Source organism: Micromonospora sp. M42 (assembly GCF_000568915.1).
Lineage (GTDB): Bacteria > Actinomycetota > Actinomycetes > Mycobacteriales > Micromonosporaceae > Micromonospora > Micromonospora chalcea.
In genome coordinates this window covers 3,673,308-3,699,710 of the sequence record NZ_KK037233.1, presented here as the reverse complement: position 1 = coordinate 3,699,710, position 26,403 = coordinate 3,673,308, and the positions used below count along the sequence as shown (strand labels likewise).

At 72.5% G+C, this 26,403-nt stretch carries 29 protein-coding genes and 1 pseudogene; 11 read left to right on the top strand and 19 right to left on the bottom strand.

The features are described 5' to 3' along the window. Nucleotides 1-715 (top strand): leucyl aminopeptidase family protein (locus tag MCBG_RS16805; RefSeq protein ID WP_198033302.1); only part of this gene is annotated, 715 nt, incomplete at its 5' end. 22 nt (nucleotides 716-737) lie between these two features. Here the strand turns inward: MCBG_RS16805 and MCBG_RS16800 are convergent. Then, the gene (locus tag MCBG_RS16800; RefSeq protein ID WP_255358665.1) at nucleotides 738-1,388 is read right to left on the bottom strand and encodes an O-methyltransferase; all 651 of its coding nucleotides are present in this window, start codon (nucleotides 1,386-1,388) and stop codon (nucleotides 738-740) included. 211 nt (nucleotides 1,389-1,599) lie between these two features. Here MCBG_RS16800 and MCBG_RS16795 point away from each other — a divergent pair, with 211 nt between their 5' ends. Both MCBG_RS16795 and MCBG_RS16790 read left to right on the top strand, forming a co-directional pair. Next, complete coding sequence (locus MCBG_RS16795; protein ID WP_176722725.1) at nucleotides 1,600-2,904, top strand: S1C family serine protease; 1,305 nt, start codon at nucleotides 1,600-1,602, stop codon at nucleotides 2,902-2,904. Nucleotides 2,905-2,977: 73 nt separating this feature from the next. Then, complete coding sequence (locus MCBG_RS16790; RefSeq protein WP_043330672.1) at nucleotides 2,978-3,388, top strand: Sec-independent protein translocase family protein; 411 nt, start codon at nucleotides 2,978-2,980, stop codon at nucleotides 3,386-3,388. Between the two features lie 63 nt (nucleotides 3,389-3,451). Here MCBG_RS16790 and MCBG_RS16785 read toward each other — a convergent pair whose 3' ends face one another. From MCBG_RS16785 to MCBG_RS16775, 3 genes are all read right to left on the bottom strand, one after another. After that, nucleotides 3,452-4,600 carry an Mrp/NBP35 family ATP-binding protein gene (locus tag MCBG_RS16785; protein WP_043326921.1) on the bottom strand — a complete coding sequence of 383 codons (1,149 nt, stop codon included), beginning with the start codon at nucleotides 4,598-4,600 and terminating at the stop codon, nucleotides 3,452-3,454. Nucleotides 4,601-4,672: 72 nt separating this feature from the next. Then, a complete protein-coding gene (locus MCBG_RS16780) occupies nucleotides 4,673-5,281 on the bottom strand; it encodes a DUF1003 domain-containing protein (RefSeq protein WP_043326919.1) in 609 nt (202 codons plus the stop codon). Then, nucleotides 5,274-6,560, bottom strand: a complete 1,287-nt coding sequence (locus tag MCBG_RS16775) for a magnesium transporter MgtE N-terminal domain-containing protein (RefSeq protein ID WP_043330671.1) — start codon at nucleotides 6,558-6,560, stop codon at nucleotides 5,274-5,276. The genes MCBG_RS16780 and MCBG_RS16775 overlap by 8 nt, the downstream gene beginning before the upstream one ends. A 33-nt stretch (nucleotides 6,561-6,593) precedes the next feature. Between MCBG_RS16775 and MCBG_RS16770 the strand changes: the two genes are divergently transcribed. Together MCBG_RS16770 and MCBG_RS16765 are read left to right on the top strand one after the other, a co-directional pair. Next, complete coding sequence (locus MCBG_RS16770; protein WP_043326917.1) at nucleotides 6,594-7,463, top strand: PhzF family phenazine biosynthesis protein; 870 nt, start codon at nucleotides 6,594-6,596, stop codon at nucleotides 7,461-7,463. Nucleotides 7,464-7,581: 118 nt separating this feature from the next. After that, nucleotides 7,582-8,115: a hypothetical protein gene (locus MCBG_RS16765; RefSeq protein ID WP_181373712.1), complete on the top strand. Its 534-nt coding sequence runs from the start codon at nucleotides 7,582-7,584 to the stop codon at nucleotides 8,113-8,115. Nucleotides 8,116-8,192: 77 nt separating this feature from the next. Here the strand turns inward: MCBG_RS16765 and MCBG_RS16760 are convergent, their stop codons facing one another. After that, a complete protein-coding gene (locus tag MCBG_RS16760; protein WP_043326914.1) occupies nucleotides 8,193-8,888 on the bottom strand; it encodes an HAD family hydrolase in 696 nt (231 codons plus the stop codon). 106 nt (nucleotides 8,889-8,994) lie between these two features. Here MCBG_RS16760 and MCBG_RS16755 point away from each other — a divergent pair, with 106 nt between their 5' ends. Next, entirely contained in the window at nucleotides 8,995-9,987 is a 993-nt protein-coding gene (locus tag MCBG_RS16755; RefSeq protein ID WP_043326912.1) for a DMT family transporter, read from the top strand. Nucleotides 9,988-10,053: 66 nt separating this feature from the next. After that, complete coding sequence (locus MCBG_RS16750; protein WP_223201249.1) at nucleotides 10,054-12,189, top strand: APC family permease; 2,136 nt, start codon at nucleotides 10,054-10,056, stop codon at nucleotides 12,187-12,189. A gap of 3 nt (nucleotides 12,190-12,192) precedes the next feature. Here the strand turns inward: MCBG_RS16750 and MCBG_RS34140 are convergent, their stop codons facing one another. The 3 genes from MCBG_RS34140 to MCBG_RS16735 form a co-directional block, all read right to left on the bottom strand. Beyond that, complete coding sequence (locus tag MCBG_RS34140; protein ID WP_043326908.1) at nucleotides 12,193-12,837, bottom strand: hypothetical protein; 645 nt, start codon at nucleotides 12,835-12,837, stop codon at nucleotides 12,193-12,195. 84 nt (nucleotides 12,838-12,921) lie between these two features. Then, the gene (locus tag MCBG_RS16740; RefSeq protein WP_043326906.1) at nucleotides 12,922-13,209 is read right to left on the bottom strand and encodes a hypothetical protein; all 288 of its coding nucleotides are present in this window, start codon (nucleotides 13,207-13,209) and stop codon (nucleotides 12,922-12,924) included. Between the two features lie 42 nt (nucleotides 13,210-13,251). Further along, a complete protein-coding gene (locus tag MCBG_RS16735) occupies nucleotides 13,252-14,076 on the bottom strand; it encodes an SDR family NAD(P)-dependent oxidoreductase (RefSeq protein ID WP_166455797.1) in 825 nt (274 codons plus the stop codon). Between the two features lie 124 nt (nucleotides 14,077-14,200). On the opposite strand from MCBG_RS16735, the gene MCBG_RS16730 reads away from it, so the two are divergent. Next, nucleotides 14,201-15,157 carry an HpcH/HpaI aldolase/citrate lyase family protein gene (locus tag MCBG_RS16730; protein ID WP_043326903.1) on the top strand — a complete coding sequence of 319 codons (957 nt, stop codon included), beginning with the start codon at nucleotides 14,201-14,203 and terminating at the stop codon, nucleotides 15,155-15,157. Nucleotides 15,158-15,201: 44 nt separating this feature from the next. On the opposite strand, the gene MCBG_RS16725 is transcribed toward MCBG_RS16730, so the two are convergent. Beyond that, nucleotides 15,202-15,753: a DUF4190 domain-containing protein gene (locus tag MCBG_RS16725; RefSeq protein ID WP_043326901.1), complete on the bottom strand. Its 552-nt coding sequence runs from the start codon at nucleotides 15,751-15,753 to the stop codon at nucleotides 15,202-15,204. A 114-nt stretch (nucleotides 15,754-15,867) separates the two neighbouring features. Between MCBG_RS16725 and MCBG_RS16720 the strand changes: the two genes are divergently transcribed. After that, complete coding sequence (locus tag MCBG_RS16720; protein WP_036342954.1) at nucleotides 15,868-16,758, top strand: SDR family NAD(P)-dependent oxidoreductase; 891 nt, start codon at nucleotides 15,868-15,870, stop codon at nucleotides 16,756-16,758. A gap of 3 nt (nucleotides 16,759-16,761) precedes the next feature. Here the strand turns inward: MCBG_RS16720 and MCBG_RS16715 are convergent, their stop codons facing one another. After that, a complete protein-coding gene (locus MCBG_RS16715; RefSeq protein WP_043326898.1) occupies nucleotides 16,762-17,163 on the bottom strand; it encodes a DUF4190 domain-containing protein in 402 nt (133 codons plus the stop codon). A gap of 177 nt (nucleotides 17,164-17,340) precedes the next feature. Between MCBG_RS16715 and MCBG_RS16710 the strand changes: the two genes are divergently transcribed. Then, nucleotides 17,341-18,537: an acyl-CoA dehydrogenase family protein gene (locus MCBG_RS16710; RefSeq protein WP_013283885.1), complete on the top strand. Its 1,197-nt coding sequence runs from the start codon at nucleotides 17,341-17,343 to the stop codon at nucleotides 18,535-18,537. 3 nt (nucleotides 18,538-18,540) lie between these two features. Here the strand turns inward: MCBG_RS16710 and MCBG_RS16705 are convergent, their stop codons facing one another. The 6 genes and pseudogenes from MCBG_RS16705 to MCBG_RS16685 form a co-directional block, all read right to left on the bottom strand. Beyond that, nucleotides 18,541-19,284 (bottom strand): hypothetical protein, encoded by a 744-nt coding sequence (locus MCBG_RS16705; RefSeq protein ID WP_043326896.1) that lies wholly within the window; start codon nucleotides 19,282-19,284, stop codon nucleotides 18,541-18,543. A gap of 32 nt (nucleotides 19,285-19,316) precedes the next feature. Next, nucleotides 19,317-19,739: a CoA-binding protein gene (locus MCBG_RS16700; protein ID WP_043326894.1), complete on the bottom strand. Its 423-nt coding sequence runs from the start codon at nucleotides 19,737-19,739 to the stop codon at nucleotides 19,317-19,319. Nucleotides 19,740-19,875: 136 nt separating this feature from the next. Next, a pseudogene (locus MCBG_RS31830) lies at nucleotides 19,876-19,998 on the bottom strand (IS3 family transposase); the annotation flags it as partial. 67 nt (nucleotides 19,999-20,065) lie between these two features. Next, nucleotides 20,066-20,623 carry a hypothetical protein gene (locus MCBG_RS16695; RefSeq protein WP_043326892.1) on the bottom strand — a complete coding sequence of 186 codons (558 nt, stop codon included), beginning with the start codon at nucleotides 20,621-20,623 and terminating at the stop codon, nucleotides 20,066-20,068. Continuing rightward, entirely contained in the window at nucleotides 20,620-21,717 is a 1,098-nt protein-coding gene (locus MCBG_RS16690; RefSeq protein WP_043330670.1) for a helix-turn-helix domain-containing protein, read from the bottom strand. Before MCBG_RS16690 ends, MCBG_RS16695 begins: the two co-directional genes overlap by 4 nt. A gap of 77 nt (nucleotides 21,718-21,794) precedes the next feature. After that, on the bottom strand, nucleotides 21,795-23,828 hold the full coding sequence (locus MCBG_RS16685; protein WP_043330669.1) for an intein-containing Rv2578c family radical SAM protein: 2,034 nt from the start codon (nucleotides 23,826-23,828) through the stop codon (nucleotides 21,795-21,797). A gap of 91 nt (nucleotides 23,829-23,919) precedes the next feature. Here MCBG_RS16685 and MCBG_RS16680 point away from each other — a divergent pair, with 91 nt between their 5' ends. After that, nucleotides 23,920-24,339 carry a thiol-disulfide oxidoreductase DCC family protein gene (locus MCBG_RS16680; protein WP_043326890.1) on the top strand — a complete coding sequence of 140 codons (420 nt, stop codon included), beginning with the start codon at nucleotides 23,920-23,922 and terminating at the stop codon, nucleotides 24,337-24,339. Between the two features lie 18 nt (nucleotides 24,340-24,357). Here MCBG_RS16680 and MCBG_RS16675 read toward each other — a convergent pair whose 3' ends face one another. The 3 genes from MCBG_RS16675 to trxA form a co-directional block, all read right to left on the bottom strand. After that, entirely contained in the window at nucleotides 24,358-25,266 is a 909-nt protein-coding gene (locus tag MCBG_RS16675) for an HTTM domain-containing protein (RefSeq protein WP_043326888.1), read from the bottom strand. Continuing rightward, on the bottom strand, nucleotides 25,263-25,703 hold the full coding sequence (locus MCBG_RS16670; RefSeq protein ID WP_043326886.1) for a hypothetical protein: 441 nt from the start codon (nucleotides 25,701-25,703) through the stop codon (nucleotides 25,263-25,265). Before MCBG_RS16670 ends, MCBG_RS16675 begins: the two co-directional genes overlap by 4 nt. Before the next feature lie 140 nt (nucleotides 25,704-25,843). Then, nucleotides 25,844-26,206 (bottom strand): thioredoxin, encoded by a 363-nt coding sequence (gene trxA / locus MCBG_RS16665; RefSeq protein WP_018789069.1) that lies wholly within the window; start codon nucleotides 26,204-26,206, stop codon nucleotides 25,844-25,846. Between the last annotated feature and the right edge of the window lie 197 nt (nucleotides 26,207-26,403).

Sequence of the window (26,403 nt, the reverse complement as noted above, 5' to 3'; positions counted from 1 at the left end):
GCAAGGGCATCACGTTCGACACCGGGGCATCTCGATCAAACCGGTGCCCGCCATGAAGCTCATGCGCAAGGACATGACCGGGCGCCGCCGCGGTGATCGCCGCGACGCTCGGCGCCGCCGAACTGGGGGCTGCACGGTAAACGGGGTCACCACGCTGCCCCCGCTCGCCGAGAACATGGTCAGCGGGTCGGCGTTCCGCCCCGGCGACGTGATCCGGCACTACGGCGGGCTGACCAGCGAGAGCACCAACTCCGACGCGGAGGGCCGGCTGGTCCTCGCCGACGCGATGGCGTACGCGGTCCGCGAGCTGAAGCCCGACCTGCTGATCGACCTGGCCACGCTGACCGGCGCGAACGCGGTGGCCCTCGGCAAGCGGCACGCGGCGCTCTACAGCGAGAACGACGCCCTGGCCGGCGACCTGCTCGACGCGATCACCGCGGCCGGTGAGCGGGCCTGGCGGATGCCGCTCGCCGACGACTACGTCGAACACCTGGCCAGCGACGTCGCCGACCTGCACAGCTCACCGGCGCAGGGCGCCGGCTCGGTGGTGGCCGCGCTGTACCTGCGGGAGTTCACCGGTGACCTGCGGGACCGGTGGGCGCACCTGGACATGTCCGCGCCGTCGTGGTCCGACGACACGCACGGCGAACTGGTCAAGGGCGCCACCGGCTGGGGCGTACGCGGGTTGCTGCGCTGGCTGGCGACGCTGGGCTGAATCAGGCGTGCCGGGGCATGATTCAGCTCTTCACGGCGGCGAGCAGGCCGTGGCCGACCGGCAGCAGCGCGGGCACCCAGTTCTCCGACTCGCGGATCGCCTTGATGGCCTCCCGCACGGTGACCGTCTCGACGTCCCGCGCGGCCGGATCGCCGACCCGGCCGGCCGCGAGCGCGCCGTTGAGCGCGAGCACCCCGCCGGGGCGCAGCAGCCGCAGCGCCGCGTCCACGTACGCGGCGAAGCCGGTGGCCGCCGCGTCCACGAAGACCAGGTCGTAGGCGCCGTCCGCGAGGCGGGGCAGCACGTCGAGGGCCCGGCCGGTGATGATCCGGGTACGCCCCGACGGGAAACCCGCCTCCTGGAACAGCCGCCGGGCGATGCGCTGGTACTCCACCTCGACGTCGATCGTGGTGAGCACCCCGTCCGGGCGCATGCCGCGCAGCAGCCAGATGCCGCTCACCCCGGTGCCGGTGCCGATCTCCACCACCGCCCGGGCGTTGCCGGCGGCGGCGAGCAGCCGCAGGGCGGCTCCCGACCCGGGCGTGACCGCCTCCAGGCCCACCTCGTGGGCGAGGGCGCGGGCCGTGCGCAGCACGAGGTCCTCGGTGACGTACGACTCGGCGAAGTGAAGCGCCTGGGCCGTCGAACTGCCGTGACCGGCGACCGTGGCGATGGGACACCTCCGGGGGCGGACTGGTGCGAGGGGCGGTATGCACTGTGAGCGTAGAGGCGGGCCGGTACCCGCGCAGCCGCGAGTCCGCTGTGAAGCGGTCACGGAGGGCAACCCCTGACTCCATTCGCGTCATCCGTGTAATCCTGGATGCGTCCCGCGCGTCACGGTCGTCCGGCTCCGCCGGTCTCCGGCGCGGGGCGAGGGGGACGGAGTGGGAGGCACCGACGTGACCGACGGCTGGGACTGGCGCCGGCCCGGCGGATCACCGGCACCGGGTGGACCGGCGCCGGGACGACCCGCGCAGGACGCCCCGGGTCAGGCGACGTCGCCGTGGTGGTCGGACGCGCTCGCCGACCCGTGGCGGGACCCGTACGCGCCGGCCGCCGTGGTCGTTCCGGCGGCACCGACACCGGGCGCGGGTGAGCCGGAGCCGGTCACCGATCCGGACCTGCCGACCCGGCCGGGACTGCGCCAGATGGTGCTGATTTCCCTGGTCACCGCGTTGCTGGCCGGTTCCCTGGGCAGCGCCCTGACGTACGCCCTCCTGCGCGGAGGTGACGTGCCGACGCTCGGCGCGCAGTCGGGGCAGGCCCCGGCGCTGGCCCAGCGCAAGCCCGAGTCGCTCGCGGGCGTCGCCGAGCGGGTCCTGCCCAGCGTGGTCACCATCCGGGTGGTCAGTCTCGGCGGCACCAGTGAGGGCTCCGGCTTCGTGGTCAGCGCCGAGGGGCACATCGTCACGAACGACCACGTGGTCGCCGACGGCCCCGGAAAGGCGACGGTCGTGTTCAACGACGGCAGCACCGCCGCCGGCACCGTGGTGGGGCAGGACCCGGAGTCGGACATCGCAGTGATCAAGGTCTCCCGCTCCGGGCTGACGCCGGTGCAGTTCGGCGACTCCGACGCGCTCGCTGTCGGTGACCCGGTGCTCGCGATCGGCTCGCCGCTGTCGCTCGCCAACACCGTCACCGCCGGCATCGTGAGCGCGCTGGACCGGACGATGCAGGCCGGCGAGCCGGGCGGGCCGACCCGCTACTACGCGGCGATCCAGACCGACGCCGCGGTCAACCACGGCAACTCCGGCGGCCCGCTCGTGGACGGCGCCGGCCGGGTGGTCGGGGTGAACTCGACGATCAAGTCACTGGTGGCCGACGGGCAGGAGGCCGGCAACATCGGTCTCGCCTTCGCCATCCCGATCAACCAGGCGAAGCGGATCACCGAGGACATCATCGGCACCGGCAAGGCCCGGCGTACGGTGATCGGCGCCCAGGTCGGCGGCACCGGCGCCACCGGCGGCGGGGTACGCCTCAACGCGGTCGAGCCGGCCGGTCCGGCGGCGGCCGCCGGGCTGCGCACCGGGGACGTGGTGCTGCGGCTGGACGGCCATCCGATGACCGACCCGACCGATCTGGTGGCGCTGGTGCGCAAGTACGCGCCCGGGTCGGTGGTGACTGTCGAGTACCGGCGGGGGTCGGCGCGGCAGAACGCCTCGGTGACGCTCGCCGCCGACGCGAAGTGAGCACCGGTCACCCCCTCCCGGATGGTCACCTGACGTGCGTAGTCTTGCCGTGGACACGGACGAGGAGGCCGCGGTGTTCGAGAACCTGAACTGGTGGGAGATCGGCGTCCTGCTGCTCCTGGCGCTGTTGATCTTCGGGGACCGGCTGCCCAACGTCATCAACGACGGTCTCCGGATGGTCCGCAACCTGCGCAGCATGGCGCGCAACGCCACCGGCGACCTGAGCCGCGAGCTGGGTACGGACATCCAGCTGGAGGACCTGCACCCCAAGGCGTTCATCCGCAAGCACCTGCTCAGCGAGGACGACGAGCAGGCGATCCGCAAGCCGCTGCAGAGCATGTACGACAACCTGCGCTCGGACGTCACCGGCGTGCACGACGAGCTGAAGGACGTCGCGAAGGCCGCCGACCTGCGTACCCCCAGCGTCGCGACCAGCACCCCCACCCCGCCGGCCCCCCGCCCGTCCTACGACGACGCCACCTGAGCCGGAAAAGGGACCGCCCCCTCTCGCGTGCGGCGGGAAGGGGCGGTTGGGGAGCGGTGGGAGCTAGCGGCCGGCGGGCTTCAGGCCCAGGGGCTTGCCGAGCAGGGACTCGCGACGTACGGCCAGGCGGTCGGCGACCTGGAACAGGGCCTTCGCGGCGGGAGCGTCCGGCTGCGCCAGCACGATCGGCTGACCGGCGTCGCCGCCCTCGCGTACCCGGGTGTCCAGCGGGATCTGCCCCAGCACCGGCACCTGCGCTCCGATGGTCCGGGTCAGCGACTCGGCCACCGCCGCGCCGCCACCGGCCCCGAAGACCTCCATCCGGGAGCCGTCCGGCATCTCCAGCCACGACATGTTCTCGATGACGCCGACCACCCGCTGGTTGGTCTGCAACGCGATCGCGCCGGCCCGCTCGGCCACCTCCGCGGCGGCCGCCTGCGGCGTGGTGACCACCAGGATCTCCGCGTTCGGCAGCAACTGGGCCACCGAGATCGCGATGTCGCCGGTGCCCGGTGGCAGGTCGAGCAGGAGGACGTCCAGGTCGCCCCAGTAGACGTCGGCGAGGAACTGCTGGAGCGCCCGGTGCAGCATCGGCCCGCGCCAGACCACGGCGGCGTTGCCGGGGGTGAACATGCCGATCGAGATGACCTTCACGCCGTGCGACTGCGGCGGCATGATCATGTCTTCGACGCGGGTCGGCGCGCCGTCGGCGCCGAGCATCCGGGGCACCGAGTGGCCGTAGATGTCCGCGTCCACCACACCCACCGACAGGCCCCGCGACGCCAGCGCGGCGGCCAGGTTGACGGTCACGCTCGACTTGCCGACACCGCCCTTGCCGCTGGCCACCGCGTAGACGCGGGTCCGCGAGCCGGGCTGGGCGAACGGGATCACCGGCTCGGCAGTGGCGCCACCGCCGCGCAGCTTCGACTGCAGCTCCTGGCGCTGCTCCGGGCTCATCACCCCGAAGACGATCTCCACGCCGCTCACGCCGGGCACCGCGCCCACGGCGGCGGTGATGTCGCTGCGCAGCTTGTCCTTCAGCGGGCAGCCGGCCACGGTGAGCAGCAGCTCCACCCGGACCACGCCGTCGTCGTCCCGCTCGGCGGACTGGACCATGCCGAGTTCGGTGATCGGCCGGCGGATCTCCGGGTCGTTGACGGTGGCCAGGGCGGCCTGGATCGCGTCGGAGACGGTGCTGACGGGTGCTGACATGCCCGCAATGCTACGTCGCGGGTCATCGGCCCCCGCCGCTGGCGGGGGCGGTGTGAGCGATTCGATGGCCGGTCAGCCCTCGTAGCGACCGTCCCGCGCGAAGTCGCCGTCCAGCTCGTCCCGGGGCTCGTCCAGCCGATCGGCGCCGGCCGTCCGGCGGGCCTCCCGCTCCTGCTGCCGTCGCTCCAGCTTGCGCCGCCGCTCGGCCGCCTCGTCCAGTTCCTCGCCCAGCCGGGTCAGCTCCGAGCGGAGGAAGTCCCGGGTCGCCACGTCACCCATCGCGATCCGCAGCGCGGCGATCTCCCGCGCCAGGTACTCCGTGTCGGCCTTCTGCAGCGTGGCCCGCCGCCGGTCCTCGTCCAGCGCGATCCGGTCCCGGTCCGCCTGCCGGTTCTGCGCGAGCAGGATCAACGGCGCCGCGTAGGACGCCTGCAGGGACAGGACCAAGGTCAAGAACGTGAAGGTGTACGGGTCGAAGCGCAGGTTCGCCGGGGCCAGCGTGTTCCACAGGAACCAGGCCACCAGGATCAGCGTCATGTAGACGAGGAAGTTCGCCGTGCCCATGCCCCGGGCGATGCCCTCGGCCCAGCGGCCGAACGTCTCCGCGTCGACTCGGCGCAGGCGCAGGTTCCGTGGGGTGCGCGGCTGGTCCAGCCGGTCGCCCCGTCGCTGATCACTCATCGTCGCCGTCCAGGGGGCCGTCGTCGGTGGCGGACGAGGGGGATACCGCGTCCCGGTCCCGCCAGTCCCGCGGCAGGGAGTGGTCGAGCACGTCGTCCACTGTCACCGCGCCGACCAGGCGGTTGTTCCGGTCCACCACCGGCATGCTCACCATGTCGTACGTCGCCATCCGGCGGGTGATCTCGGGCAGCGGGGTCGACGTCCGCAGCGGGTCGATGTCGTTGACCACGATGCCGCCGAGCAGATCGGCCGGAGGTTCCCGGAGCAACCGCTGGAAGTGCACCATACCCAGGTAGCGGCCGGTGGGCGTGGTCAGTGGGGCGCGGGTCACGAAGACCTGGGCGGCCACCGCGGGCGAGAGCTGCGGCTCCCGGATCCGGGCCAGCGCCTCGGCCACCGTGGCGTCCGGCGGCAGGATCACCGGTTCCGAGGTCATCACGCTGCCGGCGGTGCCGGAGGCGTAGCGCAGCAACTGGCGTACCGGGTCGGCCTCGTCCGGCTCCATCAGGTCGAGCAGCACGTCCTGCTCCGGCGGGGGCAGCTCGTTGAGCAGGTCGGCGGCGTCGTCCGGCTCCATCTCCTCCAGCACGTCGGCGGCGCGCTGGCGGTCCAGCGCGGCCAGGATCTCCACCTGGTCGTGCTCGGGCAGCTCGCTGAGCACATCGGCCAGGCGCTCGTCGTCGAGCGCTGCGGCCACCTCGTTGCGCCGGGCGTCGGGCAGGTCCTGGAGGGCGTTGGCGAGGTCGGCGGGGCGCATGTCCTCCAGGACGGCGAGCAGGTTCGCCGTACCCCGGTTGTCGCCGACCGCGCCGAGGCCGTGCACCCGGTCCCACTCGACCTGGTGGAGGTGGCCGCGCCGGGTGAGCCGGCCGGTGTGCTCGCGCACGGCGACCCGGCTCAGCGTCCACTCGCCGCCGCGGCTGCACTCCATGGCCACGTCCACCACGGAGCCGGCCCGGCCGCCCTCGACCTGGACCCGGCGGTCGAGCAGTTCCTGGAGCACCAGCAGCTCGTTCGGGCGCTTCTCGAACCGGCGCAGGTTGAGCGTGCCGCTGCCGAGCACCACCCCGTCGGGATCGATGGAGGTGATCCGGTTGATGGACAGGAAGATGCGCCGTCGCATCGGCATCTCCGCGACCAGGCCGACCACCTCCGGCGGTCGCTGGGTCGCGCGCATCCGCGCCACCGCGTCCCGGACGCGGCCGACCTGATCGCCGTTCGGGTCGAAAACGGCGACTCCGGCGAGTCGAGCGAGGTAGACCCGGTTCGGCGTGCTCACGGGCACCAGCCTAAGGGCCTACTCTCTAACAGCATGTCGACCTTGGGCTACGAGATCGTGGACGTCTTCACCGACCGCCCCTTCGCCGGCAACCCGCTGGCTGTGGTGTTCGGCGCGGAAGGGCTGGCCACCGAGCAGATGCAGGCGCTCGCGCTGGAGTTCAACCTGTCCGAGACGGTCTTCGTGCTCCCGCCGACACAGGTCGGCGCCACCTACCGGGCGCGGATCTTCACCCCCGCCGACGAACTGCCCTTCGCCGGGCACCCGAGCGTCGGCGCCGCGGTGACCGCGAGCCGGCGTGGCGTCTTCGGCGCGGGCCGGGTCACCCAGGAGTGCGGCGCCGGCGTCCTGCCGATCGAGGTGACTGCCACCGGCGCGACGCTCACCGGCGGCACGCCCACGCTCGGCCCGGAACTCGACCCGGAACCGCTGCTGGAGATGGTCGGCCTCACCGGCCCCGACCACGTCGGCCCGCCGCCGCGCGTCGCCGGGTGCGGCCTGGAGTTCCCCTACCTTCCGGTACGCCCGGACGCGGTGGCCCGGGCACGGTTGAACACGACGGCGGCGGAGCGGTACGGCGTTGAGCACGTCAGCCTCTTCTCCTGGGACGCCGATTCGCAAACCGCGCACGCCCGGGTCTTCGTGCCGGGGCTCGGCGTGCCCGAGGACCCGGCGACCGGCTCGGCCGCTCTCGGGCTGGGCGTGTGGCTGGTCGCGAGCGGGCTGCTGCCCGGCGAGGGGCGCGCGGAGTACACCGTTCGGCAGGGCATCGAGATCCACCGCCCCTCCACGCTGACCTGCACGGTGACCGCCTCCGGCGGGCTGGCGCTGGGAGCGACCGTCTCCGGCCAGGTGATGCCGGTGGCCCGAGGCGAGATCACCGTCCCCCCGTTCATCGGCTGACCCCACCCCACCCCACCCCCATCCCACCTTGTTGATCAAGGAGTTCGTGTCGGCGAACGGGCCTCTGGAGGACACGAACTCCTTGGTCAACCGGCCGGGGCGGGAGGGACGGGCCGGAATGGGGGAGGATGGCGGGGTGAGTGACGAGGTGGACGAGCGGGTGACTCCTCCGCTGGTGGACGAGGCGGTGAAGAAGGCCGCTGTCTGCTGGGTGAGCAGTGGCGGCGGCCCGGCGTACGCGCTGTGGTGCCTCCCGCTGGACGGCACGCTGCTGGTGGTCACCGGCCCCGGTGAGCAGGCCGCCCCCGGGCTGGCCGACAGCGAGACCGCCGAGGTCACGTTGCGCGGCGACCACGGCGGACGGATCGTCACCTGGTCGGCGCGGGTGACCCGGCTGCGACCCGGCACCGAGGAGTGGGACACGGCCGCGCCGCTGGTCGCGGCGAAGCGGCTCAACGCCTCAGGGGCTGCCGTCGAGCTGGTGGAGCGATGGGTGGCGCAGGGATGCGCGCTCAACCGGCTCGCGCCCGTCGGCGCCGTCGTGACCGGCGCCGACCTGCCGGACAGCTCGCTGAGTGAGCAGCCCCGGCCGGCCCCCGTGGTGCGGGCCGTCCGCAAGCCGTTCCGCCTGCACCGCGTCCGCCGCCGCTGACCGCGAACCGCCGGGGCGTCAGGCGGCCGCCCGATCCGACCCGGCCACGTCTGACGCCCCGCGTCCGACGGGCCCGGTCAGGCGACGGGGACCGGGTCGAGCAGGCCGAGCACGTCCGTCAGCGAGGTCAGCGACGGCCCGTCGAAGCCGTGGTCGGCGTTGAGGACCACATGGCCGGCCAGATCCGGCGCGGCCAGCCGGACCGCGCTCAGCCCGGCCCGTTCCGCGCCGGTCAGTTCCTGGCTGTCGCCGTCGCCGACGTAGAGGCAGTCGGCCGGCGCCTGGCCGAGCCGGTAACACGCGGCGAGGTAGAGCTCCGGGTCCGGTTTGCAGCGCCCGAGGCGTACCGAGAAGATCTGGGCGTCGAGCAGCGGCGCGACCGGGAGCTGCGGCAGGAACGCCGGCAGCTCGTGCGTGCAGTCGCTGACCAGCCCGGTGCCGACGCCCCGGCGACGCAGCGCGGCCAGCACCGGGACCGCCTCGGCGCGCAGCCGGGTGTCGGCGCGTACGGCAAGGTGCCGGGAGGCGACGGCGGCGCGTACCGCCGCGTCGGACGGGTGGACGCCGAGCCGGGCGCACACCCGGCGCATGGTGGACTCGGCGTTACCGAAGGAGCCGCTGGCCCGTTCGTAGAAGCTGCTGTCCAGCACCTCCATCAGGGCCTCGGGGGAGCAGCCGAGCAGTTCGGCGGTGGCGATGTGGGCGGCTCCACGCCGCGCGCCGTGGGTCAGGGTGCCGAAGAAATCGAACAGCACGGCCTGGAATCTGGGCATGAGGGAACGCCTCCGGACGTCGAGGGGGGAGATCGCCGGGACGCATGATCGTAACGGAGTGCTGACTTTCCGTGTCGGTCGGGTGTTCGTGTGAGGATTACCGCTCGTGCCGACCGTTCCGCATCGCCCGTCGCTCGACGTGTTGACGGTGGGCGCGCTCGCCCTGGCTGTCGCCTCGGTGTCGTCCTCGGCACCGCTCGTGGCGTTCGCCGCCGCCTCGGCGCTCGCTGTCGCGTTCTGGCGTACCGCGTTGTCGGCTGCGGTCCTCGGGCCGGTGGCGCTGACCCGTCGACGGGCCGAGCTGCGCGCCCTGACGGTCGGGCCGGGCCGGCGTGAGGGCCTCTACTGCGTACTCGCCGGGGTCGCGCTGGCCGCCCACTTCGCCACCTGGATGCCGAGCGCGCAGCTCACCTCGGTCGCGGCCGCCACCGCGCTCGGCGCGACGCAGCCGGTCTGGCAGGGCCTGATCGCCCGCTGGCAGGGGCGGCGGCTGCCGGCGGCGGTGTGGGCCGGCATCGCGGTGGCCGTGCTCGGCGCGGCGCTCGCCACCGGCGCGGACTTCGGCGTCTCGGGCCGGGCGTTCGCCGGTGACCTGCTCGCGGTGGTCGGCGGCCTGTTCGCGGCCGTCTACACCGCCTTCGGTGAGCGGGCCCGGGCCAGCATCAGCACCACCACCTACACCACCGTCTGCTACGGCGTGTGCGCGCTGGTCCTGCTGGTGGTGTGCCTGGTCGGAGGGGTACGCCTGCACGGCTTCGAGGGCACGACCTGGCTGGCGATCCTCGGACTGGTGGCCGGCGCCCAACTGCTCGGCCACTCGATGTTCAACTACGCCCTGCACCGGGTCTCCGCGACCACTGTGAGCGTGCTGATCCTGCTGGAGGCGCCCGGCGCTGCAGTGATCGGCTGGGTGTGGCTGGGCCAGCTGCCCCGGCCGCTGGCCCTGCCCGGCCTGGCGTTGCTGCTGGCCGGCGTGGCGGTGGTGGTGCTCGGCGGGGCGCGGGCCGGTCGCCGTGCCACGCCGGTCGCGGCGCCCGCCGACCCGGACCCGCTGGGCGACGCGGAGCGGGCGCGGCGACCCGGCGACGCGCCCGACTGAGCCGGTCGGGGCGAAGTCGCGCCGTTCCGGCCCCTGGATGGTCCCGTTTGCACGAAAGTGCTCAGGGTGGGGGCGGAGCGGGACGACGCGGCGCAGGCGGGCACGGTCGTCACGCCCTCGGCCGAGTTCCCGCCGCTCGGCGACGAGGAACGGGCGGCGCTCGGCCGGATCGGCGAGCGGTGGCGCGGCCCGCGCCGCGCCGACGACCTGCCGGTCGACCCGACGCTGGGCCGGCACGACCACCATCCGGCGCCCACCCGCTTCGGCCGGCTGGCGCCGATCGACATGTTCACCGTGGCGCAGCCGGGGGAACTGGTCGCCACCGGCGCGGCGGACCTGCCCGGCAACCGGGCCGGCCGGTCGGTCGCCCGGGTCCGCCGGACCCTGATCGGTCCGCCGTTGTCCAGCGCGTCGGTGCTCTACGAGCGGATGCGCAAGCTGGTCGCGCTGCCTGTGCTCTCCTCGGATCTGCTCAGCTCCGTCGCGTACGGGCCGGAGGCGATGCTCGCGGTGCTGGTGCTGGCCGGGAGCGCCGCGCTCGGGCTGGCCCTGCCGCTGGCCGCCGTGCTGGTGGTGCTGATGGTCGCGGTCGGCCTGTCCTACCGGCAGACCATCCCGGCCTATCCGCACGGCGCCGGCTCGTACATCGTCGCGGGGGACAACCTCGGGCGTACGCCGGGACTCGCCGCCGCGGCCGGGCTGATGCTCGACTACGTGCTGACCGTGTCGGTGTCGATCGCGGCCGGGGTGCACGCGGTCACCTCGGCGCTGCCCGGCCTCGGCCGGTGGACCGTGCCGCTCGGGGTGCTGGTGATCGCCGTGCTGCTCGCCGGCAACCTGCGCGGCGTACGCACCGCCGGGAACATCTTCGTGCTGCCCACGTACGCGTTCGTGGTGGTGCTGCTCGTGGTGCTGGCGGTCGGGTACGCGAAGGCCGCCTCGCGGGGTTTCGCGCCGCTGCCGCCGCCCTCGGCGCCCGCGGCCGAGGGGCTGGGCCTGCTGCTGGTGCTGCGGGCGTTCTCCTCCGGGGCGGTGTCGATGACCGGCATCGAGGCGGTCTCGAACGCGGTGCCCGCGTTCCGCCCGACGGAGTGGCGCAACGCCCGCACCACGCTGGGCTGGATGGTCGCCATGCTGGTGACGCTGTTCGCCGGCCTGATCGGGCTGATCCACCTCGACGGTCTGGCGCCCCGCGCGGACGAGACGCTGCTGTCCCAGCTCGGCCGGGTCACGTTCCCCAGCGGTCCCGGGTACGCGATCCTGCAGGCCACGACCGCGCTGATCCTGCTGCTCGCGGCGAACACGGCGTTCAACGACTTTCCCCGGCTGCTGTTCTTCATGGCCCGGGACGGGCACGCGCCGCGCCGGTTCCTGCACATGGGCGACCGGCTGGCGTTCAGCAACGGGCTGGTGGCGCTGGCGCTGACCGCGGCGGTGGTGTTCGTCGCGTTCGGCGGGCACACCGAGCGGCTGATCCCGCTCTACGCGGTGGGCGTCTTCCTCGCCTTCACGCTGTCCCAGACCGGCATGGTGGTGCACTGGCGGCGCCGCCGGGGGCCGGGCTGGCGTCGCCGGCTAGCGGTCAACGCGGTCGGCGCGACGCTGTCCGGCCTGGTGCTGCTGACCGCGGCGGTAGCCAAGTTCGCCGAGGGCGCCTGGGTGGTGGTGCTCGCGGTGCCGCTGCTGGTGCTGCTGTTCCGCCGGATCCACGGGCACTACGACCGGCTGCACCGCGCGCTGGCGCTGCACTCGCCGCCGTCCGCGCCGCCCGCCGAGTGCGACGAGCTGCCCCAGCAGGTACGCCACCTGGTGGTGGTGCCGGTGGCCCGGCTGAACCGGGCGTCGCTGCGCGCGCTGGCGTACGCGACCTCGCTCGGGCGGCCGACGCTCGCCGTGCACCTCGCTCCGGCGCAGGACGAGGCGGACCGGTTCCGGGACCAGTGGCGGGCCTGGGGCGACCACCTGAAGCTGGAGACGATCGTGTCGCCGTACCGGTCGGTGATCGGCCCGCTGGCGCACTACCTGGAGGCGCTGCACGCCGCGAGCCCGGACCTGACGCTCACCGTGATCGTGCCGGAGGTGGTGCTGCGCCGACGTCGGTACCGGCTGCTGCACAGCCGCGCCGAGCAGCGGCTGCGGACCGCGCTGCGGGCGCTGCCCGGCGTGGTGGTGACGAGCGTCCCGGTGCACGTGTCGCGGTGACGCTCAGAGGTATCCGGCGAAGTGGTCGGCGACCAGCGCTGCGACCGCCTCGGCGTCCCGGTCGAGGTCCACCTCGATCACGCGTACCCCGAGCGCCCGGGCGCCGGCGACCGCGTCGGCGGCGACCAGCTCGTCGCGCGCGATCCGATGACGCCACGCCCGCTCCGGGTCGCTCACGCCGGGATGCCGGGCCATCGCCCGCGGCAGCCGTTCCACCTGGTACGCGCGGAACTCCGGCGTCGGCACCAGCACCACCATCTGCCCTGTCGACTCGACGATCGGGGCAACCAGTTCGGGCCGCAGCCCCCAGCCCTCGGCGACCACCCGGCGACCGCTCACCAGCGCGCTCAGGTCGTCGAGCACCCACTCGAAGCGGCGCGGAAATCCGGCGAGGGTCTCGGCTGCCATCCGCTCCGGGTTCGTCGTCACCCAGGTCGCCTCCGCGTCCGGGCCGTCCGGCGGCTCACCCCGTCGGATCCGGTCGGCGATCCGCCGGTCGTCGTGCCCTCGCGCGTCGTGGCGGTCGTAGAGGTACGCGGTCAGCCCGTACCGCAGTGCCAACGTGACCGCGAGTGTCGTCTTGCCGGCCCACTGCGCGCCGCCGATCCAGAGTGCGCGGCGGGCGGTGGCCAGAGGATCGAAGTCCATGCCCCGACACTGCGCCTGGCCAACCCCAAGATCAAGTCTTGTTCTCGGCGTCCCCGCGTGATGAAGTGAGGGAGAAGGCGCAGCTCAGACGTCGCGTACCTCAAGCACGCGGGTGGCGGGCGCGGCGTCGCCCAGCTCGGCGCGCAGCGCGACGCGGTCCGGGTCGACCAGGAACGCGTCCAGCCCGGCGCGGGCGGCGAACCGGATCACGTGCACCTCGGTCTCCCCGTCGCCGGTACGCAGCCGCCGTTGCAACTCGCCGCCGTGCCGGCCGAGCAGCGCCAGCACCGCGTCCTCGTACCGCCGCCCGGCGTCCGCGTCGGCGCTCAGGTCGACCAGCGCGACCAGCAGGACCTCGTTTCCCGTCGTCATGGCGTCGAGTGTCCCAGCGGACCGGCGGTCGTGGTGACCCGCTCAGGCGTCGACGCCGACGGCCTTCGCGCTGGCCGTCCAGAGCCGCGCGGCCAGCGCCGGGTCGGCCGCCTTGGGCCGGGGCCGGTGCGGCTTGCGGTCGGCGTAATAGCCGCCGTTCGTCAGCCGGGACGGATCCTGGCAAGCGAGCCAGACCAGCGTCTCGGCACCCTTCTCCGGGCTGCGGAACGGCAGCAGCCGCATGCCGAGCGCCACGATCCGGCTCTCGTTGCCGAAGCGGGTCCGCACCACGCCCGGGTGGAACACGTGCGCGGGCACCTCCGGCCAGCGCCGGGCCGCCTCGGCGGTGAACAGGATGTTCGCCTGCTTGCTGGTGCCGTACGCGCGGAACGGCCGGTACGAGCGCAGCGCGGAGTTGAGGTCGTCGGGGTCGAGCACGCCGCTGCGGTGCGCGTCCGAGCCGGTGACCACCATCCGCCCGATCCGGTCTCGCAGCAGGTTGCTGAGCAGGAACGGGGCGAGGTGGTTGGCCTGCATGCTCAGCTCGAAACCGTCGACCGTGGTGATCGGCTCCAGCACGATCGCGCCGGCGTTGTTGGCGAGCACGTCGATCCGGTCGTAGCGCTCGCGCAGGCGTTCGGCGAGCCCGCGTACGTCGTCGAGCACCGCGAAGTCGGCGCGGAACAGCTCCGGCTGCTCGCCGCAGCACTCGCGGACCCGCTCGCCCGCGGCGCGCAGCCGGGCCGGGTCCCGGCCGACCAGCACCACCTGGTCACCGCGGCGCGCCAGCTCCTCCGCGGCGGCCAGGCCGATGCCGGAGCTCGCCCCGGTCAGCACCACGATCCGACGCTCAGTGAGATCTTCCACAGGTCCATTCACCCCGGTCACGGCACGAGGTTACCGTGGCGTCACCACGCCCTTTGGGATCGTTAAGTTCTCGAAATCCACCGCTGCGCCGGCGCCTGCGCCGGACGCTGGAAGGAGCGCACCCATGACCGCTGTCGGTCGTCCCCGCCGATCCTGCCTGGCGGTGCCCGGCTCCAGCGTCAAGATGCTCGGCAAGGCCCAGGGCCTTCCCGCCGACCAGGTCTTCCTGGACCTGGAGGACGCGGTCGCCCCGCTGGCCAAGCCGGACGCGCGCAAGAACATCGTGGCGACGCTGAACGAGGGCGACTGGGCGGGCAAGACCCGCGTGGTCCGGGTGAACGACCTGACCACGCCGTGGACCTACCGGGACGTCATCGAGGTGGTCGAGGGCGCCGGGGCGAACCTGGACTGCATCATGCTGCCGAAGGTGCAGAACGCCGAGCAGGTGCACTGGCTGGACCTGCTCCTCACCCAGATCGAGAAGACGCTCGGCCTGGAGGTGGGCCGGATCGGCATCGAGGCGCAGATCGAGAACGCGGCCGGGCTGGTGAACGTGGACGCCATCGCCGGCGCCTCGCCCCGGGTCGAGACGATCATCTTCGGCCCGGCCGACTTCATGGCCTCGATCAACATGAAGTCCCTGGTGGTCGGCGCGCTGATCCCGGACTACCCGGGCGACCCGTACCACTACATCCTGATGCGCATCCTGATGGCCGCGCGGATGCACGACAAGCAGGCCATCGACGGCCCGTTCCTGCAGATCCGCGACGTGGACGCGTTCCGCGAGGTGGCGAAGCGCTCGGCGGCGCTGGGCTTCGACGGCAAGTGGGTGCTGCACCCCGGCCAGATCGACGCGGCGAACGAGGTCTACTCGCCGGCGCAGGCCGACTACGACCACGCCGAGCTGATCCTCGACGCCTACGACTACTACACCTCGGAGGCGGGCGGGAAGCTCGGCGCGGTGATGCTCGGCGACGAGATGATCGACGAGGCGTCCCGCAAGATGGCCCTGGTGATCGCCGCCAAGGGCCGCGCCGCCGGCATGTCCCGTACGTCCTCGTTCACGCCGCCCTCGGCCTGATCGCGCGTCGGGCCGCCCCCGCGCCCGGGGGCGGCCCGGTGGCGTCAGTAGCTGCTGCTGGCGCTGGACGCGCCGATCGCGATCACGATCATCACGATGTAGAAGATGATGCCGGCGACCAGCAGAGCGGTCAGGATCCAGCCCACGATGATGGCCGCCGTGGCCATGCCCTCGCCCTGCTCACCGGTCTCCCGGATCTGCTTGCGCGCGACGTGGCCCATGATGGCGCCGATCGGCGCGGTGATGCACGAGGCGAAGCCGACGAGCGACAGGACCAGCGCCACGATGGCCATCGTGTTGGTGCGGGCCGGCGGCATCGCGTAGCCGGGATAGGCCCCCGGCGGCGGGTAGGTGCCCGGGGGCGGGTAGCCGGGCATCGCGGCGGCGTACGGGTCGCCGCCGGGTGGGGCGTACGGGGACTTCGCGCCCGCGTACGGGTCGGCGACCGGCGCGTAGGGATCGGCGACCGGCGCGTACGGGTCGGCCGGGCCCGGCTGGTTCGGGATCGCGGGCATGATCGGGTCGGCCGGCGGCGCCGAGTGCGGCCCGGCCGCCGAGGGGTCCTGCCAACCACCGGGCGGTGGGGGATAGCTCATCTGATCATCTCCAGGTACGTGGTCGGCTCAGGGTAGCCACCGGCTCGCGACACGGAGCACCCTCTTTCCGGGCGCGCGTTGCCCGGCGGGTCGGTACCGGGCAGGATCCTCGGCATGGCACTTGACGCGCGTGGGGGTCGGTCGCGACGGGACATGAGCCGGCCGGGGTCGGTGCGGCGCCCGCGTGGCGGCGAGCCGGTCGGCGCCGCCGACTCCGAACGGCCGGCGCCGCTGCCGGAACCGGCCACCATGCGGCTGGACGGCCGGGTCGCGCTGGTCACCGGCGCGGGCAGCGCCGACGGCATCGGGTACGCGACCGCGCGCCGGCTGTCCGACCTGGGCGCCCGGGTCGCGATCGTCTCCACCACCCGGCGCATCCACGAGCGCGCGGGCGAGCTGGGCGTCACCGGCTTCGTCGCCGACCTCACCGACGAGTCGGAGGTGGGCGCGCTCGCCGACGCGGTGGCCGAGCAGCTCGGCGACGTCGAGGTGCTGGTGAACAACGCGGGCCTGGCCAGCCGGGCCAGCCCGGAGGTGCTGCGGCCGGTGGCCCAGCTGACGTACGACGAGTGGCGCGGCGAGATCGACAGGAACCTGACCACCGCGTTCCTGTGCAGCCGGGCGTTCATCGGTGGCATGGCCGAACGGGGCTGGGGCCGGATCGTCAACCTGGCCGCCACCGCCGGGCCGGTCAACGCGCTGCCCACCGAGGCGGCCTACGCGGCGGCCAAGGCCGGCGTGGTCGGGCTGACCCGGGCGCTGGCGATGGAGATGATCGCCGACGGGGTGACTGTGAACGCGGTGGCGCCGGGCATCATCCACACCGCGGCGTCCACCATGGCCGAGATCAAGCAGGGCCTGGGTACGCCGGTCGGGCGTCCCGGCACGCCGGACGAGGTGGCCGCCGCGATCGCGTTCCTCTGCTCGCCGGCCGCGTCGTACATCACGGGGCAGATGCTCGTGGTCGACGGTGGCAACAGCGTCCGGGAGGCGCAGTTCCGCTGAGCCTCAGTAGGTGCCGTTGTCGGAGTTGGCCCAGATCGCCAGCCCGATCCAGCCGCAGCAGGCCACCAGGCCGATCGCGGTGAAGATGTAGCTGAGGATCAGTCCCCAGGTGGCGAGCTGGTCGCCGTCCTCGCCGGTCTGCCGGATCTGCCGCTTCGCCAGGTGGCCGCAGACGATGCCGGCGGGCGCGAAGACGAACGCGAAGACCAGTGACAGGATGGCGAGCACGTTCGTGCCGCCGGGGCGTGGCCCCGGCCCGGGTGGGCCGTACTGGCCGTAGGGCGGCTGCGGGGCGTACGGGGGCTGCTGGCCCCACTGCGGATGCTGCTGGCCGTACTGCGGCTGCCCGTACGGCTGGCCGTGCGGCGGCGGCTCGTACGGTGAGGGTGGCTGCTCGTCAGTCACGCGCGCCCCTTTTCCCCAGGTGAACGGGCCCTCTCTCTTGCGGACGCTACCCGTAGCGGTGAACCTTTTCACAGCGGTTGTAGGGACTGGTCACCTTGGCTGCGCCGGTCCCGGGGCCGATACTGACCGAGCGTTCAGTTACCCCTGAGTAATGCGCCGACGACCCCGGAGGCTGAGATGGCCCGACTCGCCCAGACGCCCGGACTGACCGACGTGCAGCGGTCGATCCTGGAAACTGTCCGGGAGTTCGCCGACAAAGAGATCATTCCGCACGCGCAGCGGCTGGAGCACGCCGACGAGTACCCGAGCGACATCCTCGACGGCATGCGCGAGATGGGGCTGTTCGGCCTCACCATCGACGAGGAGTACGGCGGGCTGGGCGAGTCCCTGCTGACCTACGCGCTCGTGGTCGAGGAGCTGTCCCGGGGCTGGATGTCGATCTCCGGCATCGTCAACACGCACTTCATCGTGGCGTACCTGATCTCGCAGCACGGCTCCGCCGACCAGAAGGCCCGGCTGCTGCCCCGGATGGCCACCGGCGAGGTGCGCGGCGCGTTCTCGATGTCCGAGCCCGAGTGCGGCTCGGACGTCTCGGCGATCAAGTCGAAGGCCGTCCGCGACGGCGACAACTACGTCCTCAACGGCCAGAAGATGTGGCTGACCAACGGCGCGTACTCGTCGGTGGTGGCCACCCTGGTCAAGACCGACACCGGGGCCGACTCGGTCTACGGCAACATGAGCACCTTCCTGCTGGAGAAGGAGCCCGGCTTCGGTGAGACCGCGCCCGGCCTCACCATCCCCGGCAAGATCGACAAGATGGGCTACAAGGGCGTCGAGACCACCGAGATGGTGCTCGACGGCGTCACCGTGCCCGCCTCCGCCGTGCTCGGCGGCGAGGAGAAGGTCGGCCGCGGCTTCTACCAGATGATGGACGGCATCGAGGTCGGCCGGGTCAACGTCGCGGCCCGCGCCTGCGGCATCTCGATCCGGGCGTTCGAGCTGGCCGTCGCGTACGCCCAGCAGCGCCACACCTTCGGCCAGCCGCTCGCCCGGCACCAGGCCGTCGCGTTCAAGCTCGCCGAGATGGGTACGAAGATCGAGGCCGCGCACGCGCTCATGGTCAACGCGGCCCGGCTCAAGGACGCCGGCCAGCGCAACGACGTCGAGGCCGGCATGGCCAAGCTGCTCGCCTCCGAGTACTGCGCCGAGGTGGTCCAGGAGGCGTTCCGGATCCACGGCGGCTACGGCTACTCCAAGGAGTACGAGATCGAGCGCCTGATGCGCGAGGCGCCGTTCCTGCTGATCGGCGAGGGCACCTCGGAGATCCAGAAGACGATCATCTCGCGCGGCCTGCTCAAGCAGTACAAGCAGTAGCGTTCAGCGTTCCGCCACGCCGGGGGCCGGCTCCGGGGGTGTCACCGGCAACCCCACCGCCAGCGCCTCCGGCGTGGTCCGGAACGCCTCGATCGCGGCGATGAGCCGTTCGTCCGGCACGGCCAGGTCGCGTCCGCCGACCACCGTCCGGGGCAGCCGCTCCGGTTCCAGCCGGAGGTGCACACCGCCGGCGCGCTCGCCGGAGCGCCGGACGCCCCGGATCTCCGACCACGGGTACCAGTCCCCGCCGTACCGGAGCCCGCCGCCGGTCAACGCCAGCCGGCCGGTGAACCGCGTCTCCGCGTAGACCACCCAGCCCAGGCCGAGAGCCACCGCGGTCAGCACCGGCGGTCGCCCCGCCTCGACCTGCGGCCAGCGCTCGGTCAGGACCGAGAAACCGCCGAGGGCCACCACGACACCCGCTGTCACGTCCGCGGTCAGCCCCAGCCATCCCGCCGCCGACCGCCGGGCGACCAGCCCCGGTTCGGCGCCGTGCGGCCCGGCCACCCGGGGCCGCCAGATCAGCCGGCCGGTCCGCCGTGGCCGCCAGTACCGCTGCGCCAGGTGCCCCAGCATCACCAGCCACACCACGCCACGAGCCGCGTCGAGGTGCGACGGATCCAGCGCGAGGAGAACCCGGCCGCTCACCGCGGCCACCGCCGTACCGGCCAGGAGCGCGAACAACCGGCGGGACCACAACCCGTCGCGGTCGGGCACCGCCGCAGCCATCGGGCCGGGACCGGACATGCCCGGAAGGGTACGCGCCGCGTGCCGCGCCGTCAGTCGGCCGTCGGGCCGGAGGTACGGGTCAGTCCGGCGGCGGCCCGCTCCACGATGAGGCACCTGTCCTCGACGTAGTCGAGGCCCGCCTCCTCGGCGATCCGGCGCGCCTCGTCCGAGAAGATGCCGAGCTGCAACCACACCGCCGGGGCGCCGATCGCCACCGCCTGCCGGACCACGTCGACCGCGTCCCGCGCCGGGCGGAACACGTCGACCAGGTCGACCGGGTGCGGGATGTCGGCCAGCGTCGGATACGCCTTCTCGCCGAACAACTCGTCCACAGTCGGGTTGACCGGGATGATCCGCCAGCCGTGCCGCTGCATCTCCAGCGGTACGCGGTGCGCGGCCTTGCCCAAATCGCGGGAGGCGCCCACGACGGCGATCACGGCGGAGTCGGCGAGGATCTGCTGAGCGGAACGCATCCCCCGAGCCTAGCCCCGCCGGCGCGGGTCCTCCCCGCTAGAGGTAATGCTCAGCAGCGTTGTGGGTCTGCACCGGCAGGTGACAGGTGTAGTCACGCGGCCTGACTGGCCGGTGGGTGCATGATGGCCTCGAATTCAACGGGGTCAACCCGGACAGCGGCCGCTGGCGTCGGCGGCGGTGATAGGTCCGTTCGATCCAGGTCACGATCGCGATCCGTAGTTGTTGGCGGGTGGCCCATGATCGGCGGTTCAGGACGTTGTTCTACAAGGAGTCCGAAGCCGCCGCGTCGCGCGCGTCGCTACCCTCCCGTTAGGTCAAGAAGCTTTCAGTAGTGACTATAGGAGGTTGTGCTTACGGGCGAAGGCGGGAAACTCAGCTCCCGAGCAGGGCAGACGAGCATCGGTTGCGCTGAGTGCCTCAATGAGGTTCCCCGCAGCCGTAAGGGTTTGTTGCCGTCCCGGCAGGCCCCCGCGAGAAGCCAGATGGTGCCGTGCACCCGGGCGCCGTGGGCGCGGGCGACCTGCGTCGCGTTCCTGTCGTCCGTGATGGCCACCCCATCCCGCAGTTCGGCGGCAGCGAGGACGGACGCCTCCCCAAGGTCGCGCTCACCCGAGCCGAGCCGCGCGGCCCATTTGGTGAAGCACCGCACCTCATCGAGGGTGTCTAACTGGGCAGTGGTCAGCCAATCCGCCTCGCAAGCGACGGCCAGTTCACGATGATCCGCAGATCCCGCCCGCAACTCCTCCCGAACCACCTGAGTCGTCCAACAATCGGCATCGAGCAGCAGGTCCTGCAAGACGTCCAGCCGGTCAGCGAGAGTGAAGTGGCTGAGAACCATCGTGTCGAGTACAAGGACGGGGTTGGCTTGCGCCGACAGGCTCACGGCGCGATCTCCAGGTCGTCCTCCTGCGGCAGATCCTCGTCGGCGATGTGGCCATGCATCAACTCCAGAGCCCTCGCCCGGGTGATGCGCCTGTTCCGCCACGCGTCCATCACGGCCTGTGCGTAGGCGGGCGGTACCCGCACCGACACAAGGTCGGGCTGCGGCGCCCAGCCCAATGCCTCCATGAACTCCACATGCGTGGGCCGAACCTGGCTCCAGGATCTACGCGTCTCTGCGTCGATGGTCCCTGCCTGCTCAGCCTGCCGCAACGCAAGCAACCAAGAGGTACGGTATCGAGCCGCATAGCTCACGATCTGGTCCCGGCTCACCGTCCCGGGGGCTCCGGCTGCGGCAATCGCTTGCACGGGCAGCAGCAGTTCTGCGGCGAAGGCATCAATCACCGCCTCCCGTTCTGCACGCGAGGCACTCACGCCGAGGTCGGCAGAATACTCATCACCAATGATGAGATGCCCCAACTCGTGTGCAGCGGTAGCCCGACGGCGGCCAGGGTCGCCCGTAGTGCTTACGACAGCAACCGCGATGTCGCCCTCGACGAGCGATGCTCCGTCGCCTGGAAGGTCGGTGACCAGTACCCACTGACCTGCGCGCTCACAGACGTCCATGATGCTGCCGATCGGTGCATCGCCGAGCCCGAACCGCTGTCGCAGCCACCGGGCTGTCTGACGCGCATCATCCTCGGATTCCACTGAGTGCGGGTAGCGAAGCAGCGGACGGGTAAGCAATACGCCAAGATCCAGCAACTGCTGGACGTTGCGCAGCCACTCAACCATGGCGATTTCGAGGCGTTCCGACGATCGTGCTGCCTGAGTGTCCGTTTCCTCGGTCAACGGGGCCGCTCGTCGGGACAACACCGCCGGCGGCGGCTGAATCAAGTACTCCATCGACACTCTTAGTGCCCTGGAAAGCCGAGCCAGCTCCATGCCGTCCAAACGGCGGCTGCCAGCCTCAACCTTGGCCAGCATTGTGCGGTCCAGCCCCACCATCGCCGCGAGATCCTGCTGCGAGATCCCCAGCGACAACCGGGCTCGCCGTACCTGCTCACCGACGAGGGGCCAGACCCAACCATCAGCCATGGTGCGATAATCGCACACTTGGCGCTGGAGTGGGTCAACACACGGAAGTTCAGGGGTCAACCTCAGGGGCATTACCGCTAGAGCAGGGAGAGCTGTTCGGCGGCCGGGGCGGGCGGCGGGGTCTCGGGCAGCCGCCTGTTGTCGCCGGTCTCGCCCCGGTGCAGCCCGTGCCGGCGTGCCGCCATCCGCACCCGCGCGGTCACCTCCCGCTGGTACGCCTGCGGCGCGTACGAGCCGGCCTGGTAGAGCCGCCGGTAGCGGGGCACCAGGTGGGGGAACTCCCGGGCCAGCCAGCGGGCGTACCACTCCCGCGCGCCGGGCCGCAGGTGCAGCGGCAACGGCGTCACACTTGCCGCGCCGGAGGCGGCGACGGCCGCGACGGTGGCGTCGATCGACTCCTCGTCGTCGCTGAGGCCCGGCAGGATCGGCGCCATCAGCACACCCACCTCGAAGCCGGCGTCGGCGAGCTGACGGACCGCGTCGAGGCGGCGGCGGGGGCTCGGCGTACCAGGCTCGGCCGCCCGCCAGAGCGCCTCGTCCACGAATCCCACCGAGTACGACACCCCGACCCGGGTCACCTCGGCGGCCTGGCGCAGCAGCGGCAGGTCACGCAGCAGCAGCGTGCCCTTGGTCAGGATCGAGAACGGGTTCGCGAAGTCACGCAGCGCCTCGATGATCGGCGGCATCAGGCGGTAGCGGCCTTCGGCCCGCTGGTAACAGTCCACGTTGGTGCCCATGGCGACGTGCGCGCCGCGCCAGCGTGGGGCGGCCAGCTCACGGCGTACCAGCTCGCCCGCGTTGACCTTGACGATCACCTTGCGGTCGAAGTCGGCGCCCGCGTCCAGGTCGAGGTAGGTGTGCGTGTTGCGGGCGAAGCAGTTGTGGCTGACCACGCCGTTGGCGATGAAGTCGCCGGTGCCGGTGGTGATGTCCCACAGCGGAAGCTCCAGGCCGAGATCCTCGACGGTGCTCACCTGGAGGTGCGCCGCGCACTTGAGCGCCATGCCCTCGATCGAGCGCCGGGCCGTGACGGCCGGGTCGGTGAGGTGGAAGAAGCGCAGCCGCTCGGGCAGCCCGCCGGTCAGCCGGAGCTGACGCGCCGCGCCCGGCATGCCCGGCACGTCGAGCGCCCACCGGAAGCCGAAACGCTCCAGCGCGCCGGACGTGCGGGCCTGGCTCCCGTCGTCCGCGACGCTGATCCGGAACACGCCCCGGTGGCAGGTGCCGGTGGCGTCGAACATGCCGGCCAGGTAGCCCAGCGACCAGTCGTCTGTCGTCTCGCCCGGCGGGCGCAGCAGGCCGGTGACGACCTCGGCCGGGCCGGACGTGCGTACCACTGTGGTCGTCGGCCGGCGGCCGACCCGGGTGACTGTGGCCCGCTCGACGGTGACCCCCGCGTCGGCCAGGTAGCGTTCGGCCCGCTCCAGCGCCTCCGCCTCGGCGGTGGCCAGCCGGAACCGGGCACCGGCCCGGTCGTCGTCGCGGAGCAGGGCGTGCAGGTAACCCCGGCGGTAGTCGGCCGAGCGCTTCGGCGCCACCGCGAACCGGCCCGTGCCCAGCAGGCGGTTGCGGGTGGTCAGGTGGGGACGGCGGCCGCCGCCCCGCATGCTCCCGGTGACGTGTTTCCAGCCGCGTTCGGTCAGGAACCGGTGGTCGCCGCTGGCGACGAGCGTGGTGCCGTCGGCCAGGGTGACCCGGTAGGCGCGCTTCACAGTGGACCACTTGTCGAGCACCGTGGTGACGACGTAGTGGCGGTAGGCGCCGCGCCGCCGGGTGCCGTAGATCCGGTCGCCGGGCTCCAGTTCGCTGATCGCCCTGGTGCGCCCGTCGGCCATCAGGATCGGCGTGTCCCCGCCCAGGCAGTAGACGCAGGCGTGTGAGCAGCCCCGGTAGGGGTTGATCGTCCACTCGAACGGCACACGCGACTGGCCGGGCACCCGGTTGATGATCGACTTGGCGCGGACCTCGTAGAACGTCATGCCGGCGAAGCCCGGGGTGTCGAAGGTGCGGGCGACGGCGCCGGGCAGCGCCAGCGGCAGGGGTGGAGCCGCCGGCGCCGCCCGATCGGGAGTCCCCTCGTCCGGGGGAGCGGAGAGGTTGTCCCAGCGCATGGAGCTCATTCGAACATGTGTACGAACAAAGCGCAAGTGACGCTGCGGACACCGCGCGCCGCCGTGCCCCGGGGCGGGGCAGGATGGGGGCATGGAGACGTCGACCTTCGTCTACGACGGCGACTGCGCCTTCTGCACCCGGTGCGCGCAGTTCATCGAGCGTCGGATCCCGACCGGCGCCCGGGTGGTCCCGTGGCAGTTCGCCGACCTGGCGGCGCTGGGCCTGACGGAGGCCGAGTGCGAGGAGGCGGTCCAGTGGGTGGGCGCCGACGGCTCCCGCGCCGCCGGGCCGGACGCCATCGCCCGGCTGCTCGGCGACAGCGGCCCGCTCTGGCGGTTCGCCGGGGCCGGACTGCGCCTTCCCCCGGTACGCGCCGCGGCCTGGCCCGCGTACCGCTGGGTGGCCCGCAACCGGCACCGGCTGCCGGGCGGCACGGCCGCGTGCGCGCTGCCGCAGGAGGCCCGGGAACGGCTGTACGGCCCGACCGGACGCCCGGGCCCGACCGCCTGACCGGCCGGGTGGCCGTGGTCAGGCGGGCGCGGTCGAGGACGGGTCGGGGGCCGGTGCCGGCGAGAGGGGCGCCGTCGCGGGCGCCGTCGGCGCGGCGGGCGGCGGACGGCCGAGCAGACGCCGGACGAACACCACCGGACGGACCTTCTCCAGCGCCAGGAAGCTGGTCATCGCCACCAGGTGCGGCGCGAACGAGATGGTGATCGTCGCGATGGTCACCAGGTGGAACGAGTAGAAGAAGCCGACGGTCATCGTCCGCCACCGCGCCGGCAGCACGAACACCAGCGGGCTGAGCAGCTCGAACGCCAGGATGCCGAACTGCGCCACGATCAGCAGGTGCGGCACCTGCGCGATCAGGTCGGCGAGGTCGGTGCCGCGCCGGATGATCGCGCGGGCCAGCACCGAACCGTTCGCCCAGTCCAGGCCGCCGAAGCGGAACTTGGCCCAGGCGGCGAGGAAGTACGTGCAGATGACCGAGATCTGGGTGACCCGCAGCGCCCAGCCGCCCGCCTCGGTACGGGTCGGGTCGCCGTGCCGGGCGCGGCCGGCGGTGGGCAGCACGGCCAGCGCCACGAGGAGCGCGAAGCGGTCGTGGTCGACCTTGCCGTAGCTCATCGCCACGATCATCCACTCGAAGTACAGCGCGAAGACCGTCCAGCCGAGCAGCCGGTGCGCCCGGCCGGTGGCGGCGAGCAGCGCGGTGACCAGCAGCGCCCAGAACACCACGCCGACCAGGGCGGGGGTGGGGGTGGGCAGCGGGAGCAGCCGGCCGACGAGCAGCGGCTGGTAGAGGTCGCCGGGTACGTCGACCCGGGTGCGTACCCAGGGTGTGAACACCACCAGGTCGGCGGCGACGAAGAGGTAGACCAGGGTGCGGAACGCGGCGATCCGGCCGCGCGGGACCGCCTCGGTCAGCCAGGCGGTCATCCGCCGGTCTCCCAGCGCACGGCCGTCTCGTCGGTCCACCTGCCGGTCGGGCGGCCGCCCTGGATGTCGAACCAGCGGACCACGATGCGCACCTCGACCAGGTCGGGGGCGCCGGGGTGGCGTTCGGCGTACGCGTCGGCGACGGTCCGCAGCAGGCTCGGGTCGGCGGCGTAGCGGTTCTGCTGGCCCTCGATCTCGGCGCGGCGGATGCCGGTGGCGTCCTGGCCGAGCGGGACCACCGCGCCGGTGCGGTCCACGCCCTCGACCCGGGTGTCCGGGGCGGGCGCGTTCGGCGGGTCGGAGGTGGAGTACATCCGGAACGGCCCGAACGGGAAGTCGTCGTCGGTGCCGCGCACGGTGCCCAGGAGCAGCAGCGCCAGGCCGAGCAGGGTGGCGCCCACTCGGACCGCGCGCCCGCGGGCGGTCAAGGTCTCCATCGCATGGTGACGATACGGGAGTGAAGCGGCCGAAAGTGTCCCTCAGTCGGCCATTCCTCACTGTCCGTCCCGGCGGTGCGGCGGGCGTGGAAACGCCGCCGGCCGGCCCCTGGCGGGGTCGTCCGGCGGCGTCGGGTACGTCAGTGGTTGTGCTCGGCCAGCTTCTTGCGGACGTCGTCCATGTCCAGCGCCTGGACCTGCTCGATCAGGTTCTCCAGCGCGGACTCCGGCAGCGCGCCCGGCTGGGCGAACACGATCACGCCGTCACGGATCGCCATGATCGTCGGGATGGAGCTGATGTTGAACTTCGCCGCCAGCTCCTGCTGCGCCTCGGTGTCGACCTTGCCGAAGGCGATGTCCGGGTGCTTCTCCGAGGACCGCTCGTAGACCGGGGCGAAGCGCTTGCACGGGCCGCACCAGTCCGCCCAGAAGTCGAGCAGGACGATCCCGTCCTGGCCGGTCACCTCGTCAAAGTTGGCCGTGGTCAGCTCAACCGTTGCCATTGCTCTCTCCGATCACCGCGGATTGTCGTACGCCCGGTGGAACCAGGGTCAGTCCGTCCGAATTCCCGGCACGGTGGGGGCGAAACGCACAGCGCCCGGACGGTGACCCTGGGCACATCGAACTCTATCTGTGCGGGCCGCTCGTGCGGAACGCAAATGCATGCCGCACTTGCGTGACGGGACGTGATGGGAGCGTT

Bases quoted from the DNA above. Each gene is read 5' to 3' on its own strand.
- MCBG_RS16725 (WP_043326901.1), bottom strand. From the start codon at position 15,753: ATGAGCTATCCCCCACCGCCCGGTGGTTGGCAGGACCCCTCGGCGGCC.
- MCBG_RS16780 (WP_043326919.1), bottom strand. From the start codon at position 5,281: ATGAGTGATCAGCGACGGGGCGACCGGCTGGACCAGCCGCGCACCCCA.
- MCBG_RS16675 (WP_043326888.1), bottom strand. From the start codon at position 25,266: ATGACCGCCTGGCTGACCGAGGCGGTCCCGCGCGGCCGGATCGCCGCG.
- MCBG_RS16670 (WP_043326886.1), bottom strand. From the start codon at position 25,703: ATGGAGACCTTGACCGCCCGCGGGCGCGCGGTCCGAGTGGGCGCCACC.
- MCBG_RS16710 (WP_013283885.1), top strand. From the start codon at position 17,341: ATGGCCCGACTCGCCCAGACGCCCGGACTGACCGACGTGCAGCGGTCG.
- MCBG_RS16705 (WP_043326896.1), bottom strand. From the start codon at position 19,284: ATGTCCGGTCCCGGCCCGATGGCTGCGGCGGTGCCCGACCGCGACGGG.
- MCBG_RS16680 (WP_043326890.1), top strand. From the start codon at position 23,920: ATGGAGACGTCGACCTTCGTCTACGACGGCGACTGCGCCTTCTGCACC.
- MCBG_RS16785 (WP_043326921.1), bottom strand. From the start codon at position 4,600: ATGTCAGCACCCGTCAGCACCGTCTCCGACGCGATCCAGGCCGCCCTG.
- MCBG_RS16740 (WP_043326906.1), bottom strand. From the start codon at position 13,209: ATGACGACGGGAAACGAGGTCCTGCTGGTCGCGCTGGTCGACCTGAGC.
- MCBG_RS16700 (WP_043326894.1), bottom strand. From the start codon at position 19,739: ATGCGTTCCGCTCAGCAGATCCTCGCCGACTCCGCCGTGATCGCCGTC.
- MCBG_RS16730 (WP_043326903.1), top strand. From the start codon at position 14,201: ATGACCGCTGTCGGTCGTCCCCGCCGATCCTGCCTGGCGGTGCCCGGC.
- MCBG_RS34140 (WP_043326908.1), bottom strand. From the start codon at position 12,837: ATGGACTTCGATCCTCTGGCCACCGCCCGCCGCGCACTCTGGATCGGC.
- trxA (WP_018789069.1), bottom strand. From the start codon at position 26,206: ATGGCAACGGTTGAGCTGACCACGGCCAACTTTGACGAGGTGACCGGC.
- MCBG_RS16770 (WP_043326917.1), top strand. From the start codon at position 6,594: ATGTCGACCTTGGGCTACGAGATCGTGGACGTCTTCACCGACCGCCCC.
- MCBG_RS16760 (WP_043326914.1), bottom strand. From the start codon at position 8,888: ATGCCCAGATTCCAGGCCGTGCTGTTCGATTTCTTCGGCACCCTGACC.
- MCBG_RS16720 (WP_036342954.1), top strand. From the start codon at position 15,868: ATGGCACTTGACGCGCGTGGGGGTCGGTCGCGACGGGACATGAGCCGG.
- MCBG_RS16685 (WP_043330669.1), bottom strand. From the start codon at position 23,828: ATGCGCTGGGACAACCTCTCCGCTCCCCCGGACGAGGGGACTCCCGAT.
- MCBG_RS16765 (WP_181373712.1), top strand. From the start codon at position 7,582: ATGGGGGAGGATGGCGGGGTGAGTGACGAGGTGGACGAGCGGGTGACT.
- MCBG_RS16690 (WP_043330670.1), bottom strand. From the start codon at position 21,717: ATGGCTGATGGTTGGGTCTGGCCCCTCGTCGGTGAGCAGGTACGGCGA.